General features: G+C 51.1%; 10 protein-coding genes. 5 read left to right on the forward strand and 5 right to left on the reverse strand.

Features of this window, described 5'->3' with window-relative positions; translation table 11 throughout:
• The coding region (locus tag WKK33_RS09615) for a hypothetical protein (protein ID WP_337933614.1) at positions 1-231 on the reverse strand (231 nt) is incomplete at its 3' end.
• Positions 232-279: 48 nt separating this feature from the next.
• On the opposite strand from WKK33_RS09615, the gene WKK33_RS09620 reads away from it, so the two are divergent.
• On the forward strand, positions 280-615 hold the full coding sequence (locus WKK33_RS09620; RefSeq protein ID WP_337933616.1) for a cupin domain-containing protein: 336 nt from the start codon (positions 280-282) through the stop codon (positions 613-615).
• A 52-nt stretch (positions 616-667) separates the two neighbouring features.
• Here WKK33_RS09620 and WKK33_RS09625 read toward each other — a convergent pair whose 3' ends face one another.
• Entirely contained in the window at positions 668-886 is a 219-nt protein-coding gene (locus WKK33_RS09625; protein WP_337469139.1) for a hypothetical protein, read from the reverse strand.
• A 123-nt stretch (positions 887-1,009) separates the two neighbouring features.
• Between WKK33_RS09625 and WKK33_RS09630 the strand changes: the two genes are divergently transcribed.
• The 3 genes from WKK33_RS09630 (at position 1,010) to WKK33_RS09640 (ending at position 4,589) form a co-directional block, all read left to right on the forward strand.
• Positions 1,010-2,071: a mannose-1-phosphate guanylyltransferase gene (locus tag WKK33_RS09630; RefSeq protein ID WP_337570621.1), complete on the forward strand. Its 1,062-nt coding sequence runs from the start codon at positions 1,010-1,012 to the stop codon at positions 2,069-2,071.
• A 173-nt stretch (positions 2,072-2,244) separates the two neighbouring features.
• Positions 2,245-3,345, forward strand: a complete 1,101-nt coding sequence (gmd, locus tag WKK33_RS09635) for a GDP-mannose 4,6-dehydratase (protein WP_215759621.1) — start codon at positions 2,245-2,247, stop codon at positions 3,343-3,345.
• A gap of 32 nt (positions 3,346-3,377) precedes the next feature.
• Positions 3,378-4,589, forward strand: coding sequence for a GDP-L-fucose synthase (locus WKK33_RS09640; RefSeq protein WP_337933618.1), 1,212 nt, complete (start codon positions 3,378-3,380; stop codon positions 4,587-4,589).
• A gap of 203 nt (positions 4,590-4,792) precedes the next feature.
• Here WKK33_RS09640 and WKK33_RS09645 read toward each other — a convergent pair whose 3' ends face one another.
• The 3 genes from WKK33_RS09645 to WKK33_RS09655 all read right to left on the reverse strand — a co-directional run bounded on the left by WKK33_RS09645 (position 4,793) and on the right by WKK33_RS09655 (position 8,379).
• Entirely contained in the window at positions 4,793-7,447 is a 2,655-nt protein-coding gene (locus tag WKK33_RS09645) for a glycosyl hydrolase (RefSeq protein ID WP_337933619.1), read from the reverse strand.
• A 102-nt stretch (positions 7,448-7,549) separates the two neighbouring features.
• A complete protein-coding gene (gene rlmH / locus WKK33_RS09650; protein ID WP_287768023.1) occupies positions 7,550-8,020 on the reverse strand; it encodes a 23S rRNA (pseudouridine(1915)-N(3))-methyltransferase RlmH in 471 nt (156 codons plus the stop codon).
• On the reverse strand, positions 8,017-8,379 hold the full coding sequence (locus tag WKK33_RS09655) for a DUF4491 family protein (RefSeq protein ID WP_337570627.1): 363 nt from the start codon (positions 8,377-8,379) through the stop codon (positions 8,017-8,019). Before WKK33_RS09655 ends, rlmH begins: the two co-directional genes overlap by 4 nt.
• Positions 8,380-8,529: 150 nt before the next feature.
• Between WKK33_RS09655 and WKK33_RS09660 the strand changes: the two genes are divergently transcribed.
• Positions 8,530-10,275: a phospho-sugar mutase gene (locus tag WKK33_RS09660; RefSeq protein WP_337570629.1), complete on the forward strand. Its 1,746-nt coding sequence runs from the start codon at positions 8,530-8,532 to the stop codon at positions 10,273-10,275.
• Positions 10,276-11,599: the final 1,324 nt, after the last annotated feature.

Below are 11,599 nucleotides of genomic sequence, written 5' to 3' on the forward strand. Positions count from 1 at the left end.
CAAAGGTCGACAACTTAAACGGAAGGCACAAGTCGGCATATTTCGGATGGTTACCTTGTTAGCGTTTGTTCCGCCACGTTTGTGCTCTTGCGTCAGAAGGGCAAATGTTGGAAAAGGTAATAGCGGTGAAGCGGCAGGGACGTTTCCCGAAGATAAATATCCGTTAGCTTTGACAATAAGATCCCAGTATGTTTTTCTTTGAGTGTAAAAATAGGCTCGCTTGCTTTGCATTCTCTTTAATTTGCACTATCTTTGCATAACAACTTAATATTTCGCAAGATGGTAATTGATTTTGATGAGATTGCAGAGGTTCGTCAGATGAACTTCAAAGGAGGAAACGGTCCGTTGGACACACGTAATTATACAGATGATAAGGTGAAGATTATGTATTCCACCCTTCGTCCGGGCGCTTCGACAGGTTTGCACACTCACGAGCAAAACTGCGAGATCATATATGTTATCAGTGGCGTGGCCACGTTCCATTATGATGGTGAGGTGGAGACATGCCGCGCGGGCCAGTGCCATTATTGCCCCATGGGCCATAGCCATTTCATGGAGAACAATACTGACCACGACCTGCTTTACTTTGCTGTCGTGCCCGAGCATCACCTTTGATGCACGCTGATAGGGGAGCGTAGCCTCATCGTTACGTTCGTTGTGGATGGGCCTACTCGTTGCGGATGGGCTTTTGTGTCTCGCATGGGCTTTGTGCAGAAGGTTTGCGCGAGATGAGCGGACGATGTTTCCCGTTCCGTTTGTGGCATTGTTCCATGAGCGCACAGCCCCGGCATCGGTCGGCGTGCTTCAGCCGATCGTATATGCGCCATGCTGCGTAAGCAACGGCTGCGGCCACCACAAGGGCTGTCAGAATGTATTGTGCGAGCATAATCTTTGTCTTTTGAGTGTAAAAGTACGAAAATAATGCCAAAAGCCAAAGATAGAGTTAAAAGTTTGTGCATATAACTTTTTTTAGGTAACTTTGTTTTAATTAATAACAAGTTGAACAAATATGGCTGAAACAAACAATCACCTGGTCATTATGGCAGGTGGCGTGGGCAGTAGGTTCTGGCCCATGAGCACAGAGGAGAGACCCAAACAGTTTATCGACGTACTGGGCGTTGGCCGTACACTCTTGCAAATGACGCGAGATCGTTTCAAGGGAATCTGCCCCGCTGAAAACGTGTGGGTGGTGACCAACAAACGCTACGCTTCGCTGGTGAAAGAGCAGTTGCCCGACATTCCTGAAAGCAATATCTTGCAGGAACCATGCCGACGCAACACGGCTCCGTGCATCGCCTATGTGTCGTGGCGTATCAAAGTGCAAGATCCCATGGCCAATATAGTGGTGACGCCCAGCGACCATGTGGTGACTGATGTGGTGGAGTTTCAGCGTGTTGTCGGCCAATGCCTTAAGTTTACACGAGAGACCGACGCCATCGTAACGCTTGGCATGAAGCCCAATCGGCCTGAGACGGGATATGGATACATTCAGGCTGACCTGTCGACCAACTCGTTACGCAACAAGGAGTTGTTCCGTGTCGACCAGTTCCGTGAGAAGCCCGACTTGGCGACAGCTAAGCAATATATCCAAGAGAACAATTATTTCTGGAACGCGGGCATCTTCATTTGGCGTGTCGAGACCATCGTCAATGCCCTCAGAATGTATGCTCCCCGCATCAATCGCATCTTTGAGCGTTTGCAGGATAAGCTGGGAACGCCGGAGGAACAGCAAATCATCGACGATATTTATGGCGATTGCGACAATATCTCCATCGACTATGCCGTGATGGAGAAGGCTGAGGAGATTTTTGTTTGCCCCGCCGATTTTGGTTGGAGCGACCTTGGCACATGGGGCGCGTTGCGCCTGCAAAGCGAGCGCGACGTGTATGGCAACGCCCTCATTGGCGAGAACATCAAGATGTTTGATAGCCACAACTGTATGGTGCATGTAACCCAGGGGGTGAAAACGGTAGTGCAAGGTCTCGACGGATATATCGTTGCCGAACACGATGGCAAGTTGCTCATCTGCAAACTCAGCGAGGAGCAACGCATCAAACAGTTTAGCGAATAAAACCAATAGGGGTGAAGGTGTTGGTCAGAAACGTCTTCACCCTCAACCGTTCTTCATGCGGATAGTTGCCAGAACGGTGCGTTTGAGCCTTAGCCCGCATCTCGCAGAATGATATTATAATAAGGAGAGCAACATGGATTGCTCCAAACAAACGATAGTACACAAACAAAAATATGGAAGCACAACAGGAAAACAGAAAGGTTGCCCTGATTACAGGTATTACGGGTCAGGATGGCAGTTATTTGGCCGAGTTCTTGATCGAAAAAGGATATGAGGTTCATGGTTTGCTGCGCCGTTCGTCATCGTTCAACACCGGACGTATTGAGCATCTTTATCTCGACGAGTGGGTGCGCGACATGAAGAAGCAACGCCTCGTCAATCTGCATTGGGCCGACATGACCGACTCGTCGTCGCTCATCCGCGTCATTAATGAAATCAAGCCCAATGAGATTTATAACCTTGCTGCGCAGAGCCATGTCAAGGTGTCGTTCGATGTGCCTGAGTATACCGCCGACACCGATGCCGTAGGTGTGTTGCGCCTGTTGGAGGCCGTGCGCATTTGCCATTTGGAGCATTTTTGTCGCATCTACCAGGCTTCAACCTCCGAGTTGTTTGGTAAGGTTCAGGAGGTTCCGCAGAAAGAAACCACACCGTTCTATCCGCGTAGCCCATACTCGGTGGCCAAGCTCTATGGCTTTTGGATCATGAAGAACTATCGCGAGTCGTATGATATGTATTGCTGCAATGGCATCCTCTTTAACCATGAGAGTGAGCGACGTGGCGAGAACTTTGTGACAAGAAAGATCACGCTTGCCGCCTGTCGTATTGCGCAGGGTTACCAGGACAAGCTTTACTTGGGCAACTTGGACGCCCGACGCGACTGGGGATACGCCCGCGACTATGTGGAGTGCATGTGGCTCATCCTCCAACAGCCCCAACCCGACGACTTCGTTATTGCCACAGGCGAGATGCATACCGTGCGCGAGTTTGCCACATTGGCTTTCCATGAGTGTGGCATTGAGCTCGAATGGAAGGGCGAGGGCGTCGACGAGAAGGGCTACGACAAGGCCACCGGCCGAGTGTTGGTGGAGGTCGACCCCAAGTATTTCCGTCCTGCCGAGGTCGAACAGCTCCTTGGCGATCCCACGAAGGCGAAGACTGCGTTGGGCTGGAACCCACGCAAGACAAGCTTCGAAGATCTCGTTCGCATCATGGTGGAGCACGATATGAAGTTTGTTCGCAAACTTTACCTGAAGGCGCAGTTGCCTGAATAATAGGGTGTTATAGATAATCGTTCAATAGAATTATGTCTTTGGATAAGAACAGCAAGATCTTTGTGGCAGGTCATCGCGGCTTGGTGGGGTCGGCCATTTGGAATAATCTTGAGAGCAGAGGATACCATAACTTGGTGGGCCGTACACATCGCGAACTCGATTTGACCGACCAACAGGCTGTAAAGCGATTCTTCGATGAGGAGCAACCCGATGCGGTGGTGTTGGCCGCGGCCTTTGTAGGCGGCATTATGGCCAACTCGCTCTATCGCGCCGACTTTATCATGCAGAACATGAAGATGCAATGCAACGTCATCGAGCAGGCTTACAAGCATCATGTAAAGAAGCTCCTTTTCCTTGGTTCCACCTGCATCTATCCCAAGAATGCTCCGCAACCGATGAAGGAAGACGCGTTGCTCACATCGCCGCTCGAATACACCAATGAGGAGTATGCCATTGCCAAGATTGCCGGTTTGAAGATGTGCGAGAGCTATAACCTTCAGTATGGCACCAACTATATTGCCGTGATGCCCACCAATCTCTATGGTCCCAACGACAATTTCCATTTGGAGAACAGTCATGTGCTACCCGCCATGATGCGCAAGGTGTACCTTTCGAAGCTCATCCACGATGGCGATTGGGATGCCATTCGGGTGGATATGAACAAGCGCCCCATCAATCCGCCGGCTAAGTTACAGGCGATTATTGGTGAAGGCAATGTGGATGGCGGCAACGATGCGGAGCGTATCCTGCAAGCGTTGGCCTTCTATGGCATTGAGGATAACAAGGTAACGCTTTGGGGCGACGGCAGTCCGCTTCGCGAATTCCTATGGAGCGAAGACATGGCCGACGCCAGTGTTTATGTTCTTTTGAATGTTGATTTCAAGGATATCATAGGCATAGAAAAGTATTCTTCGGTGTTCTACGGTGTAAAAGCTGATGGTGAGGTAAACCGAAACAACTCCGAAGGACGCGGTGGAGCTATCCCGTCGTTGGGTGAGATACGCAACTGCCATATCAATGTGGGTACAGGAAAGGAGTTGACTATCAGGCAGTTGGCGGAGAAGGTTGTAGCAACAGTAGGCTTCGAAGGCCAACTCTGTTGGGACCAAGACAAACCCAACGGAACGCCAAGAAAGCTCATCGATGTGAGCAAACTCCACCGTTTGGGTTGGCATCACAAGGTGGAGATCGACGAAGGCGTGCGAAAACTCTATGCGTGGTACCAGGCTTCTTTGCAAGCCTAACGCGCAAAATCTGTTCGTGGATATTCGAAAGCCTTGCATGGGCATACGTCATCCGACTTGTTTTGGCTCGTCTGCGTATGTCCATACAAGGCTTTTTGTTTGGGACTAATGGGGCAAACCGCTTGGTTTTGGCGCCTTTCTTCGTCCCTTTGGCCACCCCATGACACGTTGGGGAGCACGTAAGAAGATTCGTGTTTTGCGCCTCATTTCACCCTATAAAGCACCACTTGGCTGTTGAGTCCGGATGGAACGGGAGCCCAATTGGCGTAGCTCGTCGTCTTATAGTTGATGTTCACCACATTGATCTCCTCCATCTTCCGCCATTTGTAGCCTTCTCGGTCCAGTTGGGCGATGCGGTTGGCAGGCAGGTTGGTTACCTCAACGCGTATGCGATTCATGCCTGGCTTTAGCAGATTGGAGAACTGCAGGGTGAAAGGAGCGGCCCAAGCGCAGCCTATTAGCGAGTCGTTGATATACACGCGGGCGCTCTCTCGTACATCGCCGAGGTCGATGGCCCAATTGGCTCCGTTCAGTTCGCCCTTCTTAAAGATCACTTTACATTCGTAGACGCCTGTTCCCATAAGCGTTCGTAAGGTGTCGTTCAGGTTCTCCCAAGCCGTAGGTTGGCCAATGCTTAATATCTTGTCGTAGGTTGGTGAGCAGTCTTTGAACGAAAGGGTCCATCCTTTATCCAGCACCTTGCGGGTGTTTTCGATCTGTGTTGTTGTGCGTACGGGTAGTCCGCCCAACTCCTTAGAGATTGCCTCAGAGGCCTCTTTGAAGGTTTGTAGGATAAGCGATTCGCCCGAACGTAGGCAGATGTGCAATGAGTCGCTGTGTGTTTCGGCTTGGAAACGCTGGCCTGTCATAGGGTCGAACCATAACGCTTTTTGGAACGGAACGGCCAGGGCAACCGTAGATTCCACGTCGTGGTCCGATAGGTTGGCTATGAAATAATGATGGCCTTGGGCGTTGGCCCTCCTGATAAGCTTGAGCCCGAGGTCGGCTTTTAGGGCTTCCGGATGTGCCACTTGCGCCATCTGTAGCTTGTTTGTGCCCACAATGATGGTGGCGCCTTGTTGTCGCAGCGTGTCGATATGGCTTCTTACGGCTTTCGTAAGCAAGTTGTCCTTGCTGGGAAGGATGAGCGCTTTGTAGCGTGTTCCTGCAGCCGTTTGCAACATTCCGTCGACAAACCGTGTCTGTAACAACCACCGCTCGCTGATGTAGTCGCAGTCGAAGCCCATGCGGTCGATGTTGTCGATGGTTTCGGAGAACTCAGGTGCCAGTTGGCCCATGGTGTGAATGGCAAATTGCATGAGGCGTTTGCCCTTGCTTTGCTTATGCCAAAGGTCGCGCACCGGTACGAAAACCAGGAAGTCGTTGTCGGGCTTTCCCCATTGCAAGAAGCTCTGACAACGGGTTATATAGCTCATCAGATAAGGTGCGTCTCGCCAAATGGTGTTGGTGGGACTCATGTCCACGCTGGCATAGAATTTCCATCCGGGCCACAGATCGTTCTTGGGCGAATAGGCTGTGCCATGGAAAAACATGTGGTTGACGCCACCCACGAACATCAAATCCATGTCGGGTTTCATTTGCGAAAGCGAGGTTCTGAAATGTTCGGTGAGCCATGTGAACGTTTCGCTCGACGTGAAGGGCTTGGCGTTGATGTGCGCAGCCGATGACGCCCACTTATACATGGAAAAGTCGGAGTCGTTCTTTCGGGTGAATCCCGAATCCTTCCTTAGTCCCTTGATGCCGAAATCAGACAGGCCAAAACCCTCAATTTCGGGTATGTCTACCGCCGAATAGCAGTCGATGAGGTTAGCTGGCGAGCCATGAGCCTGATTGCGCGTAATGGCGCCATGACTGTGAGCCCACGCCGTCCACGTCTCAGTGAAGTTTTCAAGCAGCAGGTCGCCCAGTGTTTCACGATAGTCGGCCACAACCATAGGGTCGCCATCCACCAGCTTGTTGAGGTTTGCCTCCAACGAATATCCACGCCGTTTCTCAAACTCCTTGAACAGATCCGTGGTGTAATCGGCTTCCGCCACCTCGTAGCTGTCGTTGAAGAAGGTGTGGGGGTAGGGCGTATGAGTGCGCTCGAAAGCTTGCTCGATGTGTTGGAGATAGTGGCCGACGGCCATCTTGTTGAAGTGGTCTACCACCAGTCCGGCTCCGCCAGGTGCTGCGCGTTTCACCCGCATCACCCCGAATTTCTGATAAAGCGCCATGATGCGCCATGGCCCTTTGCTGGGCAATTTGCCATCGAGGGTGAGCGACGTGATGGTGTTTCCTTGTTGTTGCTTGTTGATTTTGAATTTCTTTTCGCCAAAAGCCTTGATGAGATTGACGGCGATGCCATCCGAAAAAGCGTAGATGCCCACCAGTTGGCAGTTGCTTGCCTTCTTGCTGGGTGGCGTGAGGTCCAGAGCTTTCAATTTGCGCTCGTCTACGCGCTTGTCGACAATGACCATCTGTGAGGCACTCTCTTGCAGCGGTACCCATGGTCCACCAAAGGGCCATCCCGTACCCGTGGCCATGTCGACCTCGATGCCAGTGGCCCTACCTTGTTGTTCCGTGAATCGCAACATTTCCATCCAGTGGTCTGACAGGTAATCGATGTTGTTTGCCTGATTGCCCTGCACACCATAGATGGGCGTTATCTCCACGGCTCCCACGCCCTGATTGGCATATTGTTGCAAGGTCCATTGAAGGTTTGGCTTGTCGACAGCCGATCCCAACCACCACCATCTCAATCCAGGCTTGGCCTCTTGGTGAACTTCGGGCCATTGCTGCGCATGGATGGCGAGCGGCAGGGCGCAAAGGGCTAACGACAATAATGCTTTTCTCATGGTTGTGAATAATGATTTAGTAGAGTGGTTTTTGTAGAGTGTTTTGCTGAGATGAGGCGACGCGCGCGGTGAGGAAAGAATGGGGTGGGGCGTACGATTCCCTTATTCGTGATGGTATGGCTCGCCCTTGATGATGGTGCAAGCCCGGTAGATTTGCTCGGTGAAAACCAGTCGAACCATCTGATGACTGAAGGTCATACGTGAGAGCGACACCATCTCGTTGGCGCGTTTGTAGATGGCTTCCGAAAATCCATAAGGGCCACCGATGATGAAGACGAGGCGGCGTGCGGTGTTTTGCTTCTTCTGCAACCAGTCGGCAAACTCCACGCTGCGGTGCTCAGTGCCGCGCTCATCGAGCAGCACCACCGTGTCGGAAGGTTGCAACTGCTTCAGCAGCAGTTCGCCCTCCTGGGTCTTTTGCTGCTGTTCCGAAAGGTTTTTGGTGTTTCGGAGCTCGGGAATCACTTTGATCTCGAACGGCATGTAATGGCCTATGCGCTCTGCGTAATCGTTGATGCCGGCAATGAAATGCTTGTTTTGGGTCTTTCCCACCAATAATAATAGGGTCTTCATGCGCGTGGGGCGTTAGGGTTGTTGCTCTTGTTGGTGGAGCGCTGGGGCTCGCTTCCGTCCATCGTTTGGTATTGGTCCTTGCGCTTGGGGTTCATGGGGAACCAACCCTTCTCCACGCGCTTCTTCTGCTCAAGCAGTTCGCCGATCGACCACAGCAGGCTTGCGCCCACCACGCCTACGAGCGACGAGGCAATGGTTTCCTCGATACATAGCGACCCTATGATGCAGGCAATGCCCGCCAAGAGAAACGCGATCCACGGGCGAGTGCCCCAATAATACTCGGTCTTGATGACGAGTGGATGGAAGAGACCTATGATGAGAAACGTGCTGACCGCGATGATGAGTCCTGTGAAATACATGAGTGTGAATGAGTTATGTGAATGATGTTCTTACTTTTTGTAGCCTTATTATGTGCAAAATTACTAAAAAATGCTGAAGTTATAGGGTATAATTAGATTTTTTGTGGTAACTTTGCCCTACAAGATAACACTATAAAACATAAGAAGAATATGGAAAACAATGCAGAACTGATAGCTCAGTGTGAGGCTAAGGCCAAGCAGTGGCTGTCGCCGTCTTTTGATGAGAAGACCCGTCAAGAGGTTCAAGACCTGCTCGACAACCCCGACAAGACCAATCTCATTGAGGCTTTCTACAGAAACCTGGAGTTTGGAACAGGTGGCCTTCGTGGCATCATGGGCGCCGGAACCAACCGTATGAATATGTATATCGTTGGTATGGCCACACAGGGTTTTGCCAACTACTTGAAGAAATGCTATAAGGACCGCAAGGAGATTAGCGCTGTGGTGTGCCACGACTGCCGCAACAACAGCCGTCTGTTCGCAGAGACCGTTGCCAATATTTTCTCTGCCAATGGCATCAAGGCTTACATCTTCGACGACCTTCGTCCTACACCTGAGTGCTCGTATGCCATCCGCTACCTGAAGGCACAGGCTGGCGTGAACCTCACGGCCAGCCACAACCCACGCGAATATAATGGCTACAAGGCTTATTGGGAGGATGGCGCCCAGGTCATTGCACCGCACGACAAGGGCATTATCGATGAGGTTAACAAGGTGACCATCGATGATGTGAAGTTTACTCCCAACCCCGAGCTTATCCAGATCATTGGTGAGGATATTGACGAGCCGTATCTGCGCCAGATCCGTACCATCAGCATCGACCCCGAGGTGATTCGTCGCCAACACGACCTGAAGATCGTTTACACTCCGCTTCACGGTGCAGGCCGCGTGATGATTCCCCGCTCTTTGGCTTACTGGGGCTTCGATAACGTGCACTGTGTGCCCGAGCAGATGATCAAGGATGGCAACTTCCCCACCGTCGATCGTCCTAATCCTGAGTTTGCTGAGGCTCTGACATTGGGTCTGCGCGACGCCAAGGCACTCGACGCCGACATTCTGATGGCTTCCGACCCCGACGCCGACCGTGTGGGTATGGCCTGCAAGAACGACAAGGGCGAGTGGGTTCTCATCAATGGTAACCAGACTTGCATGATCTTCTTGTGGTACATCATTGCCAACCGCAAGGCCACTGGCAAGCTGAAACCTACCGACTTCATCGTGAAGACCATCGTTACCACTGAGCTGATCAAGAAGATTGCCGACAAGCAGGGCGTGGAAATGCGCGATTGCTACACGGGCTTCAAGTGGATTGCACGCGAGATTCTGCTCTCAGAGGGCAAGCAGCAGTATATTGGTGGTGGTGAGGAGAGCTATGGCTTCCTCGCTGAGGATTTCGTTCGCGATAAGGATGCCGTGTCGGCTTGCTCGCTGCTCGCCGAGATTTGCGCCTACGCTAAGGATAAGGGCAAGACGCTCTACGACATCTTGATGGACATCTACAAGGAGTATGGCTTCTCTAAGGAGTTTACGATCAATGTGGAGCGCCCAGGTAAGAGTGGTGCCGAGGAGATCCAGAACATGATGGCCAATTTCCGCGCCAACCCGCCGAAGGAGTTGGGTGGCTCGCGTGTGGTGCTGTGGAAGGACTACAAGACCCTGCAGGCTACCGACGTTGAGGGAAACACCACGGCGCTCAACATGCCGGAGACAAGCAACGTGCTGCAGTGGTTCTGCGACGACGACACGAAGGTTAGCGTGCGTCCTTCAGGTACAGAGCCTAAGATTAAGTTCTACATCGAGGTGAAGGACACCATGACCGACGCTTCGCAGTATGAGCAGCTCGACCGTGAGGGCGCTGCCAAGGTGGAGGCCATCAAGAAGAGCCTCGGCCTGTAAGCAACGCTTCTGAGATTTATTAAAATCATCATATAGGGAACCTTTCTCCGCATGGGGAAAGGTTCCCTTTTTAGTTTTATGACCATCTGTCGATGCTAACCGACCAACCCATTGCTTGGGGCTGTGGATTTCCGTAACAACTATATTCAACCCCAATCGGCCATTAGATTTCAATGCTTGTTAGTTTTTGTTTCGAGTAGGTTGCGACAGTCGCGCCCAAAGGCATAGCGGGCTATGTAGAAACGCGAATGGAAGCAAGATTCCGAAAAAACGTTGGCAAGCGTTGGAAAGGAACAATAACATCCTGCTATTTCCCCTATTTTGGTATAGTGACCGATTGGGGCTCAATTGGCTCGGAAGGAGCCTCTATATAGAATCGGTACATGCACGTTTGGGTGAACGTGTAAGGTTCAGGCGGTATGGAACTACAGGAAGAAACGTGAGGTCGATGATTGGCAATAGGCTTGACGATGGGGTGGGCTACACGTATGCGTTGTGTGATTTTTTTGCTAAAAAGATGGTTCGGAATTTCGGATGAACTGGAGGGCGAAATCTCCGTTTTTGAGGATCCGACGCATGGCGAACGAGCAATTTGCTTGTAAAAGATGCCTTATTGAGTTGCGAAAGACGCCAAACCGAGCTGCGGTTTGGCGTCTTTCGCAGTGCGTAAAGGCATGTTTCGTCTTGCGAAAAGGCATCTTTCGCAAGGCGTAAGGTGGAACGAAGAGGGCTTAATGTTGAATGGCGGATGTAATGCTCTGATTGTTAGGTGGTTGCGTGAAATTGCTGAGAATCGCGTATTTGCGCCCAATATTTTCCTTGTTCAAAAGAAATGTGTAGTTTTCAATATAGATTGTTAGGCGTTTTCGGTAAGTTGTGTTTTCATGAGGCTATGCCTTGTGTTCGTGGTCAGTTTGACGTTTCGCACGTTCTATATGAAACAGAAGCGTGGGGCTCATCATATCACGCCTTGGATAGAGGACGGAACAGCGCCAAATGGAAATTGCCAGATGCCTCTGTAGGACGAGCAATAGGATGAATGGATACAAGTGAACGAACCGCACCAGGATCTTTAGGTATATTGCAGATGAGTGGTTTCTGAAATCACCAAAATGTGGTTGAAACGTGCCACAAAAGGGAGTTTTTGCACTTTTTTCGACTTTTGAGTAAAAAAGTTGGGGAAATGTTTGGCGGTAACAAAAAAACTCTGTACCTTTGCACTCGCAATTCAGAAATCAAGGCTAAGGCCTGACGATGATGAGCGAAACAATGCATCCTTAGCTCAGTTGGTAGAGCAACTGACTCTTAATCAGTGGGTCTAGGG

The organism is Hallella sp. (assembly GCF_037460745.1).
GTDB classification, from domain to species: domain Bacteria; phylum Bacteroidota; class Bacteroidia; order Bacteroidales; family Bacteroidaceae; genus Prevotella; species Prevotella faecis.

What these genes read in the sequence shown, in the direction of transcription:
- WKK33_RS09660 (WP_337570629.1), top strand. Translation starts at nt 8,530, where the DNA reads ATGGAAAACAATGCAGAACTGATAGCTCAGTGTGAGGCTAAGGCCAAG.
- WKK33_RS09630 (WP_337570621.1), top strand. Translation starts at nt 1,010, where the DNA reads ATGGCTGAAACAAACAATCACCTGGTCATTATGGCAGGTGGCGTGGGC.
- gmd (WP_215759621.1), top strand. Translation starts at nt 2,245, where the DNA reads ATGGAAGCACAACAGGAAAACAGAAAGGTTGCCCTGATTACAGGTATT.
- WKK33_RS09640 (WP_337933618.1), top strand. Translation starts at nt 3,378, where the DNA reads ATGTCTTTGGATAAGAACAGCAAGATCTTTGTGGCAGGTCATCGCGGC.
- WKK33_RS09645 (WP_337933619.1), bottom strand. Translation starts at nt 7,447, where the DNA reads ATGAGAAAAGCATTATTGTCGTTAGCCCTTTGCGCCCTGCCGCTCGCC.
- WKK33_RS09625 (WP_337469139.1), bottom strand. Translation starts at nt 886, where the DNA reads ATGCTCGCACAATACATTCTGACAGCCCTTGTGGTGGCCGCAGCCGTT.
- rlmH (WP_287768023.1), bottom strand. Translation starts at nt 8,020, where the DNA reads ATGAAGACCCTATTATTATTGGTGGGAAAGACCCAAAACAAGCATTTC.
- WKK33_RS09655 (WP_337570627.1), bottom strand. Translation starts at nt 8,379, where the DNA reads ATGTATTTCACAGGACTCATCATCGCGGTCAGCACGTTTCTCATCATA.
- WKK33_RS09620 (WP_337933616.1), top strand. Translation starts at nt 280, where the DNA reads ATGGTAATTGATTTTGATGAGATTGCAGAGGTTCGTCAGATGAACTTC.